The organism is Stenotrophomonas sp. P5_B8, assembly GCF_054049855.1.
The window spans coordinates 1-14458 of the sequence record NZ_JBFULO010000061.1 but is presented as its reverse complement, the minus strand read 5'-3'; the positions used below and the strand labels follow the sequence as shown (position 1 = coordinate 14458).

Below are 14458 nucleotides of genomic sequence, written 5' to 3'. Positions count from 1 at the left end.
GCTCTACGCCCGGGGTGGGTCAGTCGTCGTCAACCGCCGGCAGCGCCGGCGCCGGCGCGGTATTCGCCCGGCGCTGTTCCTCATGCGTGCGGAACGCCTGGTGGATGTGCTTGCGCAGCTCGTCGTCGTTCCACGGCTTGGTCAGGAACCGGTAGATCGCGCCGCGGTTGATCGCATCGGTCACCGTGTTCAAATCGGTGTAGCCGGACAGCACCAGCCGGATCGTGTCCGGGTACAGCATCTTCACCCGGCCCAGGAACTCGGTGCCGCTCATGTCGCTCATGCGCTGGTCGGACAGGATCACCTGCACGTCGTTGATCGCCAGCAGGTCGAACGCATCGCGCACGTTGCCCGCGGCCAGGATCCGATAGCCATCACGGCGGAACAACCGCACCAGCGAGCGCAGCACGTTCTCCTCGTCGTCCAGCAGCAGCAGGGTACGGTCCGGGCGGGTCTCGGCGAAGGCTTCCGGGCGCAGGTAGCGGCGGCGCAGGGTCATGCCGGCCGCATCGGCCGACATCGGCTCGCCAAACAGATAGCCCTGGAACACATCGCAGTCGTTGCGGCGCAGGAAGCCCAGTTGCGCCTGCGATTCCACCCCGTTGGCGATCACCGTCATGCCCAGCTGATGGCCCATGGCGATGATCGCGCGGGCGATCGCCGCCTCGCGGTTGCCGGCCGGCGCGCTCTTGATGAAGCTGCGGTCGATCTTCAGCTTGTCCACCGGGTAGCGCACCAGCGCGCTCAGGCTGGAGTCGCCGGTGCCGAAGTTGTCCAGGCTCAGGCTGATGCCTTCGTTGCGCAGGTTGACCAGGGTTTCGTGCACGAAGTTGACGTTGTTGGTCAGCGCGCTTTCGTTGATCTCCAACGTCAGCATCTGCGCCGGCACCCCGGCGGCCTGCATCAACGACATCACCTCGGCGAAGAAGTTCGGGCGCAGCAGCTGCAGGGTGGACACGTTGACGGCGATGGTGAAGTCGTCAAAACCCTGGTCGCGCCACAGCCGCGCCTGCTTCAACGCACCTTCCAGTACCCACGTGCCGATCTGCACGATGATGCCCAACCGCTCGGCGGTGCGCATGAAGCGCTCGGGCACCAGCATGCCCAGGGTGGGCGATTGCCAGCGCAGCAGCGCTTCCATGCCCACCACGTGGCCATCGCGTGCGCTCACCAGCGGCTGGTAGCGCAGCTTCAACTCGCCGTTGGGGATCGCATCGACGATCTGCCGGGCGATGATGCTCTCGCTGTGTGCACTGGACGGCGTATCCACCGCGTGGATGCGCACCGCGTTGCCGCCTTCGCGCGCGGCCTGGTACAGCGCATCCTCGGCGTGGTCGAGCAGCCGCGAGGTATCGCTGGCATGTTCCGGGCACAGGCTGACGCCCAGCTTGCCGGTCATGAACAACGTGTACGGCAGCACCGACAGCGGCAGTTCCAGCTGCTGGCGGATCTCTTCGGCCAGGTCTTCGGGCAGGGGCATGTCCGCGCTGCGCGGCACCGCCAGCAGGAACTCATCGCTGCCATGCCGCCACAGCTTGCCGCGCCCGCGCAGGTGGTGCTGCAGGCGCTGGGCGACCAGCACCAGTGCCTGGTCGCCAACCTCCGCGCTCATGTTCTCGTTGACCGAAGCGAAATGGTCGATGTCCACATGCATCAGCATCAGCGGGGTGCCGCCGGAGGCGGCGTCGCTGACCATCGCCTGCAGCTCGGGATTGCCCGCGCCCAGGCGCGGCGGCGCATCCTCGATGCTGACCAGGGGCAGGGAAGGGTTCCACATGTTCAATGTTCCAATGTATCGGGAGTGGCCGCATCGCTGATGCGATACGGCAGGTACAGGTCGACCAGGGTGCCGGCGCCGTGCGCCGATTCGATGCGCAGGGTGCCGCCGACGCTCTGCGCGCGTTCGCGCATCACGATCAGCCCCAACCCACGCGGACCGTCCGGGTCGAAGCCTTCGCCATCGTCGCGTACCTGCAGGTGCAGGCCGTGGTCGTTCACGTCGTGCAGCTGCAGGCTTACCTGGCTGGCGCGGGCATGCCGCAGCACGTTGGTCAGGCTTTCCTGGGCGATGCGGAAGCAGGCCTGCTCGATATCGCCCTGCGGTCGCCGCGGCAGCGACTGGATGTCCGGCAGCAGTTCGATCGCCGCCGAGCGGAACAGCATGCCGGCCTGCCAGCGCAGCGCGGCCTCAAGGCCGAGCGCGTCCAGCTGCGGCGGGCGCAGCAGGGTGGAAATGTCGCGCAATTTGCCCACGGTGGCATCGGCCAGCTGGATGATCTGCTCCAGATCCTCGCCGCGGCGCGCCGGATCGGCTTCGTCCTGCGCGGCGTAGGCCGACAGCTTCATCGCGGTGATCGCCTGGCCGATGTCGTCGTGCAGGTCGCGCGAGATCGCGCGGCGCTCGTCTTCCTGCAGCGAGAACAGGCGTCCGGCCATGGCCTGCAGTTCGCGGTTGCTGGTCTCCAGCGCTTCGCGGATGCGCTCGGGCTCGCTCAGGTCGCGAACGATCAGCAGCTTGCAGTTGCGACCGCCATAGCGCACATCGCCCACCGCCAGCCCGGCCTGGAAGCGCTCACCGGCCAGCCGGCGCATGCCGATCACTTCCCCGGCGCCGGTGCTGGGCAGTGGGATGGCCGCGAACAGTTGCGCGCGCACCCGGGCCAGGTCTTCGGCGGCCACCAATGCGGCCAGCGGCTCGCCCAGCAGGGTGTGCTGGCCGTAACCGAACTGCGCGGCCGCGCAGGCGTTGGCATACAGCACGTGTTCGTCGGACAGGATCACCACGCCGTCAGGCAGTACCCGCACCAGCTCCCGGAACTGCTCCTCGCGCTCGCGCAGCAGGCGCCGCGACTGCTCGCGCTCGGTCACGTCCTGCAAGGTGCCCAGCACGCGCGGGCGGCCGGCGTCGTCGTGGCCGCTCTCGGCGCGCAGGTGCACCATCAGCGCGCGCCCGTCCATCGCCAACAGGGGCAGCAGTACGTCGATCTGCACCTGCTCGCCGCTCATGTCCTGCAGCAGCTGTTCGCTGAGCGCGGCGGTGGCCGGGTCGGCCGGCACCAGCAGTTCCTCGAAGCGGTGCCAGCGTCGGGCCTCCGGCGGGCGCCGGCCGAGCAGGTGGTAGACCTGGTTGGAGAAGCGGCCCAGCCCGGTCGCCGGATCGACTTCCCAGGCGCCGATCCTGGCCATCTCATGTGCTTCCTCCACCCGCGCCAGCGCCTGGTCGCGGCGGCGCAGCGCCTGGTCCTCGCTGGTGCGGTCGATGGCGATCAGCAGGCGCGCCCGGTGGCCGCCGTACTCGATGAAGGTGCTGCGCATCTCCATGCGCCGGCGGGCACCATCGCGCAGCTGCAGGTCGGCGGTGATCACGCACAGCTGCTCGGGCGCGGCGCGGATCTGTTCCAGCTTGGCCGCCAGCAGCGGCTCATCGCCGGTCGGCCACAGCGCGCTGATCGRCATCGCCGTGAACTCCTCGTGGCTCCAGCCGAACAGGCTGCTCGCGGCGGGGTTCACATCCAGGATCGCCAGCGAATCCAGGTCGTACACCAGAATCGGACCGGGGTTGCCCTGGAACATCTGCCGGTGACGGGTCTCCGAGCACTCCAGCCGGGAATGGGCATGCAGCACATGCTGGGCCAGCGGTCGCAGCAGCAGGTAGATCAGCGCCGCGCTGGTGATCACGAAGAACGCGCCCTTGGCGGTCTGCCAGCGGRCCGCCGAGGCCATGTCCCGGGCCAGCACCTGCACGGCGGCATCGCTGCACAGAATCCACACCAGGGCCAGCACCAGATAGCCCGCCACCACCCGCCAGCGGTCGCGGCGCAGGGCCTGGGCGAGCGGGCGTTCGGGCGTGGACGGGGAGGCTTGACCGGACGGGGGGACGGGCATGGACGGGRCAGGGACCGGATCGTGACGGGCGACCTGCATCTTAGTGGGTGTGGTCCGGTTTGGGGGCCGCACGCAGGGCGCCACTCAACTATCCGTAAAATCCGCCGCTAACGATTGCGTTCCCGGCTGTCGGGTGCGTTATCGGAGTCTTACCGCGTGGACCAAGGGATTATCGCGAGTCTGCTGCAGCACCCATTGGCCTCGGCCCTGGTCATCCTGGACCGGACCGGGCGTCCGCTGGCGGCCAACCCGGCGGCGCGCGAGCATGGGTTGCCGGCAACCGTGGCGGCCTACGGCGAGCTGCTTGAAGACCTGCGCCTGCTGGCCGCCGATGGCGGCCTGATTCCCTGCCAGCTGCCCGGCGGCCCCCGTGGCCGCTTCGATGGCTGGATGCGCGCGGTGCATGACCCGGACGGCAACCTGCTGGCCTTCACCCTGAGCGTGCCCGAGCCGGTGGACAGCTACGCCGGCAGCCGCTGGGAGCTGGCCCTGGACCACGCCGGCCACGGGTTGTGGGACTGGGACGTGCCCAGCGACGCGGTGACCCGCTCGCGGCGCTGGGACGGGCAACCGGTCCCGGCCGAAGATGTCACCCGCGGCGACGCGGCGGGCGCGTTGCTGGCCCCCATCCATGCTGACGACCAGCCGGCCGTGCGCGCGGCGCTGGATGCGCACCTGCGTGGCGAAGGCGAGGTCTACGCCGCCCAGTACCGGGTGCGGCACCCCGACGGCGACTGGCGCTGGGTGCTGGATCGCGGCCGGGTGGTCGCGCGCACGGCGGATGGCCAGCCGCTGCGCATGGTCGGCACCCATACCGACATCCAGGCGCAAAAACAGATGGAAGCGCTGCTGCTGGAACAGCAGGTGCACCTGCGCGAAGCCCAGCGCATCGCCAGCATGGGCAGCTGGTCGTGGGACCCGGGCAGCCGCCAGTTCTGGTGGTCGCCCGAGTTCCGCGCCCTGCTCGGGGTGGGGGATGATCCGCTGACCGGTCGTCGGCGCTGGCTGCGCCGCCTGGAACCGCGCTCACGCAGCCTGCTGCGCCACGCCTGGCGGCGCATGCTGCACGATGGCAAGCCGGCCACGCTGGAACTGGAACTGCCGCGCGAACGCGAAGGCGCCCTGCACCTGCGCCTGTGGATGCAACCGTTGCTGGGCGCTGATGGGCGCATCCAGCGCCTGCTTGGCCAGGTCCAGAACATCACCGAACAACACCAGACCGATGCGCTGATCCGCTGGCGTACCGAGCTGCTCAACCGCGTCTCCGCACTGGGCCGCATCGGCGGCTGCGAGATCGAGGTGACCACCCGGCACATGCAGTGGACCGAGGAGTGCTATCGCATCCATGGCCTGCGCAAGGAGCCAATCAGCCTGGACCAGGCGCTGGCGCTGTACAGCCAGGACTCGCGCGACGCCTTCGAGGCCGCGCTCGCCCGCATCGCCGACGGCGGCCTGCCCGAGCAGCTGGACCTGTGCTTCTACCGCCAGTCCGGGCTGCGCATCTGGGTGCAGGTGCTGATCGAGCTGGACCGGCGCGACGGCCTGCCGACCCGCTTCGTGGTGCTGTTCCGTGACATCACCCGCGAGCGCGAAGCCAACGAACGCATCGAACTGCTGGCCCACTACGACCTGCTGACCGGGCTGCCCAACCGCATGCTGCTGCGCGAGCAGACCGCCGATGCGATCGAGGAAGCCCGTGACCGTGGCGCGCCGCTGGCGATGCTGTTCATCGACCTGGATGGCTTCAAGACCATCAACGACACCTTCGGCCAYGCCACCGGCGACGCACTGCTCAAGGCCGCGGCGTCGCGCCTGCACCAGAACCTGCGCAACGCCGATCTGTTCGGCCGTTTCAGCGGCGACGAGTTCATCGTGGTATTGCGCGACTTGGCCGAGCCGGAAGACGCCGGTCATGTGGCGCGCAAACTGATCGCCTCGCTGGCCGAACCGCTGCAGCGTGGCGAGACCACGCTCAAGGTCGGCGCCAGCGTCGGCATCGCCATGCTGGATGAAGGCCGCACCGATTTCGACTCACTGCTGCGCGCCGCCGACGCGGCGATGTACGCGGCCAAGGAAGCGGGCCGCAACACCTACCAGTACTACAGCCAGGATGCGTTGATGCGCATCCAGCGCAAGCTGGAAATCGAGCACGCGCTGCTGGGCGCGATCGAGCGCGAAGAATTCACCCTGGCCTACCAGCCGCTGCTGCATGCCGCGCACGACCAGCCGCCGGCGATCGAAGCGCTGCTGCGCTGGCACCGCCCCGGTATCGGCTACTGCAGCCCGGCCGAGTTCATCCCGATTGCTGAAAAGTGTGGGGAAATCGTGCGTATCGGCGACTGGGTGCTGGCCGAGGCCTGCCGCCAGGCGGCTGCCTGGGAGGCCGCCGGGCTGCAGTTCGATCGCGTCGCGGTGAACGTCTCGGCGGTGCAGCTGCGCGACCGCGGCTTTGCCGAACGCGTCATCGACATCTGCCATGCCCACGGCTGGCCGCCGCAGCGGCTGGAGCTGGAACTCACCGAGTCGGCCCTGATCCGCGACACCGACGTGCTGCGCCATTGCTTTGACGTGCTCGAACGCCACGGCGTACCKCTGGCGGTGGACGATTTCGGTACCGGCTTCTCCAACCTGCACTACCTCAACCGTTTCCCGGTCGGTCGCCTGAAGATCGACCGCAGCTTCGTCCAGGGCATGCTGCACGACACCGGCACTGCCGAAGTCACCCAGGCCATCGTCCATCTCGGCCACGCGCTGGGCATGAAGGTGGTGGCCGAAGGCGTGGAGACCGAGCAGGAAGAGGCGATGCTGCGTCGCCAGGGCTGCGACGAAATCCAGGGCTACCTGTACTCGCGCCCGCTGACCCCGCGCGACCTGGCGCAGTGGCTCAAGGCCGGCGGCGCCCAGATGGCCCCGCGCGAGGCCCTGGTGGCGCTGACCCACGCCGTCTGACCCAACGGGGGACGGCCATGCCTTGCCTCGCTGCGCTCACGCGCGGGCGCGGTGTTGCGCGGGGAATGCGTTGCCGAGCATGGCTCGGCACTACCGGTTTTGCGGTGTCTGTGGTGCATTGCCGAGCATGGCTCGGCACTACCGGGTGCACGATCCGCCCTCATCGGCGGCTGCCGAGCATGGCTCGGCACTACCGGGTGCGCGATCCGCCCTCATYGGCGGTAGAGCCGAGCCATGCTCGGCTGCTCTTGGTCAGCTTTCCCAACGCCAGGCAATGCCGGGTTTCAGGCCGGGTGCCGACCTGGGTAATGACAAACGCTTCGTATCGGGCAGGGGGCGAACGTGCCTGCTGCGCGGAGTGCGTTGCCGAGCATGGCTCGGCACTACCGGATTTGCGGTGTCTGTGGGGTGCGCTGCCGAGCATGGCTCGGCACTACCGGATTTGCGGTTCCTGTGGGGTGCGATGCCGAGCATGGCTCGGCACTACCGGGGGGCGCGATTGCATGGGTAGAGCCGAGCCATGCTCGGCTGCTCTCCGCTTACCGGTCGCGCGCGGCCTTGACGGCGGCCTCGCCACTCAACCCGAGATCCCAGGCCAGTCCGGCCAGCGCCGGGTCGACCGGGGCCGGCAGGGCGCTATCGGCCATGCCGTTGCGCTCGGCCAGCTGTCCCAGCTCTGCCTGCGCCAACTGCTCCAGCCGCCCGATCAGGGCGCGGCCCCGCAGCGGTTCGGCTACCGGGGCTCCCAGCACCACCGGGACCGCCGGGGCCACGGCACGCCCGGTCGGCGTACCGACCACGTCGGTCATGGCAGCGGGAGAAGGGGAGGCAGCGCTGGGGGAGGGAGTCAACGACATCGGGCGATCATCTGCAGCCAGGACGAGTGTTGGAAGCGCAACGGCCCCGGGGAAACCGGGGCCGTTGGTCGTGCCGGAACCGGCACGCGTCAAGTCGATCAGAACAGTTCGACCGCGCCGGCGGCCATGCTCTGCTGGGCCACGGCCTTGTGCGGCGGACGCTCCCACTCGCTGCGCATCTCGCGCAGGCGGCTGCCGGTGCGCTGCAGGGCGCTGACCACTTCCTCGTCGAACACGCCGCCATTACGGTGCAGCAGTTCCTGCAGGGCCACCGCTTCGCGGTTGATCGCAGTCAGGCGGTCCAGATGGGTATGCACGCCGCCCAGGGCCTGGGTGGCGATGTCCTCGAACTGCAGGGCGCGGACCGCTTCGGCCACGCTGCTGTCGATGGCACGGCCGCACTCGGAGATCTCGCGCATGCCGTCACCCAGCGACGCGTTGATCTGGGCCACGTTGTCCAGCATCTGCGCCGCTTCGTGGCGCGCTTCGCGGGAGCGGTCCATGTCACGCGAGGCCATGTTCGAGACCGTCTCGCGGACCTTGGCGATGGCGTCCTTGGAACTGTGCGCCAACTTGCGGATCTGCTCGTTGAAGGTGGTCGAACGCTCGGACAGGTTGCGCACCTCGTCGGCGACCACSGCAAARCCGCGACCGGCYTCACCGGCACGKGCCGCCTCGATGGCTGCGTTSAGGGCCAGCAGGTTGGTCTGGTCGGCGATCGACTTGACGTCTTCGAGCAGCGCGAAGATGCCATCCAGGTGCTGGGCCATCTGATCGATGTGCTGCACGGTGTTGCTGCTCTGGCCGCTGACCTGTTCCAGCGCTTCCACCAGCTGCTCCATGCGATGGCTGGCATGCTGGGCGAAACGGGCCACGTCGACGCCGGCGCCACCGTCTTCACCGGCACGGTCGACGATCCGGGCCAATGCCTGGCTCTGCTGGCGCGATTTGCGGTTCATGGCGTCGAAGCTGCCACCCAGGCCGCTGACCGCATGGCGGATCAGGTCACGGGCGCGTTCGACTTCGCCGCGCGAGCCGTCCACTTCGTTGGCGACGAAGGAACGCAGCTCGGTCAGCAGCTGGTCCTGCTCGCGCAGGATGCGGGCATGCTCGGGGGAGCGCTGGGTCTGGGCCCGTGCGGTCCACCAGGCAAAGCCCAGCCAGCTGAGCGTCATCGTGGTCAGGATCGCCCAACGCAGGGCGACAGGCCAGTCGAAGCCGATGGCGAAAGGAAGGAGCAGGGTCAGGACCAGGGGGGCGGCCAGACGGATGAAGATGCGTGAGTACATGGACGTTCTCGGGAAGTGCACGGTTGAGGTATCGGCCGTACCCCCATTTGCTTTAGTGCTGCACTGCACATTCCCTCGAAAACGTTCGCCGCACCCGCACCCGGGGGTAGAGCCACCCCACGGGTGGCTGCACGCAGCCCGTCCCGTCGCCGTGAATCAGCGCAGCTGGCGGTCCACCGCCTCGATCATCACCTTGCGCGAAAACAGGAAGTCCCAGTACTGGCCGCCGGTCTGGCGCCACAGCACCGCCGAGCGCACCGCCGCCAGCAGCAGCGCGCGGATCTCGGCCACCACCCCGGCCTGGCCCAGGTAATGCGGGTTGCCCTGGACCATCACCCGCGGCTTGAGGTTGCTGATGGTGTCCGCGTACAGCCCGCCGAGGGCGGCCAGCACGTCCGGATGGGCACTGTCGCCCAGTTCGGTGGCCTGACGCTGGGCACGGGCAATCCCCTGGCTCACCGTCTCCACCACCGCATGCTCACGCACGAAACGGCGCTCCAGCTGCAGCACCGCCAGCGCCAGCCGTGGCAGCGACTCGTCCTGGCCCTGGTTGCGGAAGTAGTTGTGCAACAGGCGCAGGCCCGGGGCCACGTTGGACGGGCTGCCGTAGATGGCCTGCGGGCTGTCGGCATCGATGCGAAACACGCTGTCGATCGCGGTGCGCACCACCGCCGCCTCGGAATGGCCGGTTTCGGCGATGCGGCGCACCTGCTGCAGGGCCTGGGCGATGCCGGCCAGAGCAAGAACGCGGTCGTCGACGGAAAAACTCATGCAGCAGGTACCTCGAAGGGGGAAGGAACGGTCCGCAGGCGCTGTTCCAGCGGCGCATCGGTGGCGGCGATCACCGCGCCACCCAGGCAGACCTCATCGTCATACAACACCAGCGATTGACCGGGGGTGACGGCGCGCTGGGGCTGGGCGAACCGCACCAGCAGCGTGCCATCGTCGTTGACCTGCACCTCGCAGGCCTCGTCCGGCTGCCGGTAGCGGGTCTGCGCGGTGCAGCTGAAGCGGCGGGCGGGCGGGGCGCCGGCAATCCAGTGCGCGGTCTCCGAGTGCAGCCGGGTCGAGAGCAGCCACGGGCTGTCGCGGTCCTGGTCCACATACAGGATGTTGCTGGCCACATCCTTGCCCACCACGTACCAGGGCGCCGCCGGGCGGCCACGCACGCCGCCGATGTTCAGGCCCTCGCGCTGGCCCAGGGTGAAATAGAACACGCCGGGGTGTTCGGCGATCAGCGCGCCATCGGGATCGCGGATCTCACCGGTCTTGGCCGGCAGGTAACGGCCGAGGAACTCGCGGAAGTCGCGCTCGCCGATGAAGCAGATGCCGGTGGAATCCTTCTTGGCGTGCGTCGGCAGCCGCGCATCGCGGGCGATCCGGCGCAGGTCGTTCTTCTGCAGGTCGCCGATCGGAAACAGCGTGGCGCCCAGCTGCTCCTGCCCCAGCTGGTGCAGGAAATAGCTCTGGTCCTTGCTGCGGTCGGCGCCGCGCAGCAGCGCCCAACGCCCACCCACCTGTGCCACGCGGGCGTAGTGGCCGGTCGCGATGCGCTCGGCACCCAGCGCGCGGGCGGCATCCAGGAAGTGCTTGAACTTGACCTCGCGGTTGCACAGCACGTCCGGGTTGGGGGTGCGTCCGGCCGCGTATTCGGCCAGGAAGTGCTCGAACACGCCCTGCCAGTACTCGCTGGAGAAATCGCGGAAATGGAACGGGATGCCAAGCAGCCCGCAGACGGCCACCGCATCGCGGCGATCGTCCTCGGCGCGGCAGTCACCGCTGCCGTCGTCGGCCCAGTTCTGCATGAACAGCCCGGCCACCGGCTCGCCCTGCTGGACCAGCCGCCAGGCTGCCACCGACGAATCCACGCCGCCGGACACGCCCACCATCACCCGTGGGGTACTCATGCGGTCTCCCGCACGATCGACAGCGGGTGGCGCTGTCCGCCGAGGTAGTCGACGACCACCTCCCAGACCAGCGGGCTGCGCAGGCGTGCGTGCTCGGCCTGCAGTTCGGCCGGGCTCAGCCACACCGCGCGCAGGATCCCCTCGTCCAGCGGACGGGCCGGATCATGGCTGACCGGCTCGGCGGCATAGGCAAAACGCAGGAATGCGGTGCCGTCCGGGGCGGTCCACTGGTAGACGCCGATGAAGGCGCTCAGCCGCACCTGCCAGCCGGTCTCCTCCAGGGTTTCGCGCACCGCCGCGGCGGCCAGGCTTTCGCCCGGCTCGAGGTGGCCGGCCGGCTGGTTCAGCACGTCGCGGCCGTCGATGCGCTCTTCCACCAGCAACAGGTGCCCGTCACGCACCACCACGGTGGCAACGGTGACATGCGGCGTCCAGCGCGGGTGCTGCACGGCAYTCACTCAGTATTCGTCCGTCTCGGTCAGTTCGTTTTCCATTGCATCGGCGGTACGCATGGCCGCATCGATGGCGTCGCTCAGCGCAGCGGCGCTGGCATTGGCGTCCACCTTGACCACGAACATGGCCAGCTGGTCCTGCTTCACCCAGCCGCCCAGCTTGGCGTCCTGCGAGTCTTCCAGCAGGCGGTTGGCCACCGCAGCCGGGAACTGCTTGCCCGGCGAGTTATAGCCCGGAGACCAGATCTCGCGGATCTTCTGGGTRCCGAATTCTTCCACCGTCGAGCGGACGAACACCAGTTGGGTGCGGTCATCGCCGGCGTCGAAGACCAGCTTGTAGTCGCCGTCCTCGTCGATCTCGTAGGGGTAGTCCAGCTGCTTGAGCACCCGGCCGACGGCCTTGTCGGCTTCGGCTGCGTGCGCGCCAAACACCGTGGCGGTCAACAACAGCGCGGTGACGATCCTTTTCATGAAATCCCTGTGAATGTGGAGATGGATAGGGGGATTGTGAAGGGCCACAGGGGCAACGTCCATTCCCGCTATAATGGACCGATGCCACGAGAGCCTTCCCAAGAACCCCACCACGATCACGGCGTCATGCTGGAACCGGCCCGGCCGGAGGTGGCACCGCCGCCGTTCTACCAGGTGATGCTGTTGAATGACGACTACACCCCGATGGATTTCGTGGTGACCGTCCTGCAGAGCTTCTTCGCCATGGACCTGGACAAGGCCACCCAGGTGATGCTCCACGTACACACCCGCGGTCGCGGCGTGTGCGGGGTGTTCACCCGTGAGGTCGCCGAGTCGAAGGTCGCCMAGGTCAACGAATTCTCGCGCATGAACCAGCATCCGCTGCTGTGCACGATGGAAAAGACCAGCGGCTAACCGCTCGCCTCGGCCAGCCGCTGCACAGCCATGGCCGCCACGGCCAGATTCACCGGCGCGGCACCCCCATCGGCCAGGAACCACACCGCCGAGAGCCCGGCGCTGGCCGCGATCCAACGCAGCAGGCGCGGGCGCTCCAGCCCGGCCCGTGCGCAGACCTGTTGCAGCCGCTGCTCGAACACGGCCTCGTCAGTGGCCACGTGGATGCCCGGTCCGCACACATCCGGGTTGGTGAACAGCACCGTGTAGTCGAAGGCACGGTCGCCCTGGACCCGTTTCGGGTCGATCGCCAGCCAGCCGCGTGCGCCAAAATCCAGCACGTTGTCGTGATGCAGGTCGCCATGCAGCGGCCTCGCCTCGATCTGTGCCTCCAGCGCCGTCATCGCCAATGATCTGCACTGTTCCAGCAGTGGCGACAGCGCGATCGGCGGCGTCAGCAGATCGCTGAACCACCGGTTCAAGTCCAGCAGCCCGTCCGGCGGCGCGCCCCGGGGCCGATGCAGGCGTTCCAGCACCCCGCACAGGATCGCGGTGGCTTGCGCATCCCGGCCCTGGATCGACATGTCGCGCAGGCAATCACCCGGCACGGCCCGCTCCATCAGCAGCGCCGGGCCGTCGTGCGCCAGCACGCGCGCGGCCCCGTCGCCGTCCCACCAGCGCAGCAGCCGGTGGCCGTTGCGCTCCTCGGCATCCGTGCTCACCTTCAACATGGCGGCGCTGCCGTCGGGGAGGCGGACCGGGTACAGTTGGCCGCGCGGCGTGGTGATGACATCGCCATCACGGGCGAGCTGCCATGTCGTGAGGTGGGTTCGGGCATGATGGAGTCGCTGGAATGGCCTGGGGAATCGGTGAGYGGTGGTCGGACTGCTAACGCCGTCTGAACGCACCGATCCGCTAGGGTGATGGAAATTGCGCAGCAAGGCCGCATATTGTTTCCACCTGCCGCCGGAGTAGAACATGTTCAGTAAAGACCTCGAACACACCATCGGTCAGTGCTACAAGCGCGCCCGTGAGGCCCGGCATGAGTTCATGACGGTGGAACACCTGCTGCTGGCACTGCTCGACAACCCGTCCGCCCAAGCCGTGCTCAAGGCCTGCGGGGCGGACGCCGAACGCCTGCGCCAGGAGCTGGAGCAGGCCATCGAGGCCTCGGTCTCGCGCCTGGCCGAAGACGACGGCCGCGATACCCAGCCCACGCTGGGCTTCCAGCGCGTGCTGCAGCGGGCCGTGTACCACGTGCAGTCCTCGGGCAAGAAGGAGGTCACCGGCGCCAACGTGCTGGTCGCCATCTTCGGCGAGAAGGACTCCCACGCGGTGTATTACCTCAACCAGCAGGACGTGACCCGGCTGGATATCGTCAATTACCTGTCCCATGGCATCGCCAAGCTGGGCGAGGACGGCGAAGTGCCGCCGGCCGCCGACGGTGAAGGGCGTGCCGAGGGTGGCGAAGGCGAGGGCAAGGGCGACGCGCTGGCCGAGTTCGCCAGCAACCTCAACGAAGCGGCCCGCAATGGCCGGATCGACCCGCTGGTCGGCCGCAGCGATGAGATCGAGCGGACCATCCAGGTGCTGTGCCGCCGCCGCAAGAACAACCCGCTCTACGTGGGCGAAGCCGGCGTGGGCAAGACCGCCATCGCCGAAGGCCTGGCCAAGCGTATCGTCGAAGGCTCGGTGCCCGATGTGCTGGCCGATGCCATCATCTACTCGCTCGACCTGGGCGCGCTGGTGGCCGGCACCAAGTACCGCGGCGATTTCGAGAAGCGCCTCAAGGGCGTGCTCACCGCGCTGAAGAAGATGCCCAATGCGGTGCTGTTCATCGATGAGATCCACACCATCATCGGTGCCGGCTCGGCCTCGGGCGGCACCATGGACGCCTCCAACCTGATCAAGCCGGCGCTGGCGTCGGGCGAGCTGCGCTGCATCGGCTCGACCACCTTCCAGGAAYACCGCGGCATCTTCGAGAAGGACCGCGCGCTGGCGCGGCGCTTCCAGAAGATCGATATCGTCGAGCCCACCGTGGGCGAAACCTACGAGATCCTGCAGGGCCTCAAGCCCCGCTACGAAGCGCACCACGGCGTGACCTACGCCGATGACGCGCTGCAGGCGGCGGTGGACCTGTCGGTGAAGCATATCGGCGACCGGCTGCTGCCGGACAAGGCGATCGACGTGATCGACGAGGCCGGTGCGCGCCAGCGGCTGCTGCCCGAGGGCGAGCGCAAGGAACYGATCGACAT

12 protein-coding genes are annotated in these 14458 nt (G+C 68.5%); 3 read left to right on the top strand and 9 right to left on the bottom strand.

The features are described from left to right. Positions 1 to 19: 19 nt before the first annotated feature. Both ACXJKH_RS05625 and ACXJKH_RS05620 read right to left on the bottom strand, forming a co-directional pair. The gene (locus ACXJKH_RS05625) at positions 20 to 1777 is read right to left on the bottom strand and encodes an EAL domain-containing protein (RefSeq protein WP_256776695.1); all 1758 of its coding nucleotides are present in this window, start codon (positions 1775 to 1777) and stop codon (positions 20 to 22) included. A 2-nt stretch (positions 1778 to 1779) separates the two neighbouring features. Next, positions 1780 to 3885 carry a sensor histidine kinase gene (locus tag ACXJKH_RS05620; protein WP_457318604.1) on the bottom strand — a complete coding sequence of 702 codons (2106 nt, stop codon included), beginning with the start codon at positions 3883 to 3885 and terminating at the stop codon, positions 1780 to 1782. Positions 3886 to 4041: 156 nt separating this feature from the next. On the opposite strand from ACXJKH_RS05620, the gene ACXJKH_RS05615 reads away from it, so the two are divergent. Continuing rightward, a complete protein-coding gene (locus ACXJKH_RS05615; protein ID WP_457318603.1) occupies positions 4042 to 6834 on the top strand; it encodes a bifunctional diguanylate cyclase/phosphodiesterase in 2793 nt (930 codons plus the stop codon). Between the two features lie 539 nt (positions 6835 to 7373). On the opposite strand, the gene ACXJKH_RS05610 is transcribed toward ACXJKH_RS05615, so the two are convergent. The 6 genes from ACXJKH_RS05610 to ACXJKH_RS05585 all read right to left on the bottom strand — a co-directional run bounded on the left by ACXJKH_RS05610 (position 7374) and on the right by ACXJKH_RS05585 (position 11810). Further along, positions 7374 to 7691 (bottom strand): hypothetical protein, encoded by a 318-nt coding sequence (locus ACXJKH_RS05610; protein WP_457318602.1) that lies wholly within the window; start codon positions 7689 to 7691, stop codon positions 7374 to 7376. 98 nt (positions 7692 to 7789) lie between these two features. Beyond that, entirely contained in the window at positions 7790 to 8980 is a 1191-nt protein-coding gene (locus ACXJKH_RS05605) for a methyl-accepting chemotaxis protein (RefSeq protein ID WP_256776699.1), read from the bottom strand. A 156-nt stretch (positions 8981 to 9136) separates the two neighbouring features. Further along, on the bottom strand, positions 9137 to 9751 hold the full coding sequence (gene hflD, locus ACXJKH_RS05600) for a high frequency lysogenization protein HflD (protein ID WP_457318601.1): 615 nt from the start codon (positions 9749 to 9751) through the stop codon (positions 9137 to 9139). Further along, positions 9748 to 10887 carry a tRNA 2-thiouridine(34) synthase MnmA gene (gene mnmA, locus ACXJKH_RS05595; RefSeq protein WP_256776701.1) on the bottom strand — a complete coding sequence of 380 codons (1140 nt, stop codon included), beginning with the start codon at positions 10885 to 10887 and terminating at the stop codon, positions 9748 to 9750. The genes hflD and mnmA overlap by 4 nt, the downstream gene beginning before the upstream one ends. Then, on the bottom strand, positions 10884 to 11345 hold the full coding sequence (locus ACXJKH_RS05590) for an NUDIX hydrolase (RefSeq protein WP_457318600.1): 462 nt from the start codon (positions 11343 to 11345) through the stop codon (positions 10884 to 10886). Before ACXJKH_RS05590 ends, mnmA begins: the two co-directional genes overlap by 4 nt. Continuing rightward, positions 11346 to 11810 (bottom strand): hypothetical protein, encoded by a 465-nt coding sequence (locus ACXJKH_RS05585; protein ID WP_256776703.1) that lies wholly within the window; start codon positions 11808 to 11810, stop codon positions 11346 to 11348. Between the two features lie 81 nt (positions 11811 to 11891). On the opposite strand from ACXJKH_RS05585, the gene clpS reads away from it, so the two are divergent. Continuing rightward, the gene (gene clpS, locus ACXJKH_RS05580) at positions 11892 to 12224 is read left to right on the top strand and encodes an ATP-dependent Clp protease adapter ClpS (protein ID WP_457318599.1); all 333 of its coding nucleotides are present in this window, start codon (positions 11892 to 11894) and stop codon (positions 12222 to 12224) included. On the opposite strand, the gene ACXJKH_RS05575 is transcribed toward clpS, so the two are convergent. Beyond that, on the bottom strand, positions 12221 to 13183 hold the full coding sequence (locus ACXJKH_RS05575; protein WP_457318598.1) for an aminoglycoside phosphotransferase family protein: 963 nt from the start codon (positions 13181 to 13183) through the stop codon (positions 12221 to 12223). The genes clpS and ACXJKH_RS05575 overlap by 4 nt on opposite strands. Here ACXJKH_RS05575 and ACXJKH_RS05570 point away from each other — a divergent pair. After that, positions 13182 to 14458: Clp protease N-terminal domain-containing protein (locus ACXJKH_RS05570; RefSeq protein ID WP_457318597.1), on the top strand; the 1277-nt coding region annotated here is incomplete at its 3' end. The genes ACXJKH_RS05575 and ACXJKH_RS05570 overlap by 2 nt on opposite strands.

Bases quoted from the DNA above. Each gene is read 5' to 3' on its own strand.
- ACXJKH_RS05625 (WP_256776695.1), bottom strand. From the start codon at position 1,777: ATGTGGAACCCTTCCCTGCCCCTGGTCAGCATCGAGGATGCGCCGCCG.
- ACXJKH_RS05610 (WP_457318602.1), bottom strand. From the start codon at position 7,691: ATGTCGTTGACTCCCTCCCCCAGCGCTGCCTCCCCTTCTCCCGCTGCC.
- hflD (WP_457318601.1), bottom strand. From the start codon at position 9,751: ATGAGTTTTTCCGTCGACGACCGCGTTCTTGCTCTGGCCGGCATCGCC.
- mnmA (WP_256776701.1), bottom strand. From the start codon at position 10,887: ATGAGTACCCCACGGGTGATGGTGGGCGTGTCCGGCGGCGTGGATTCG.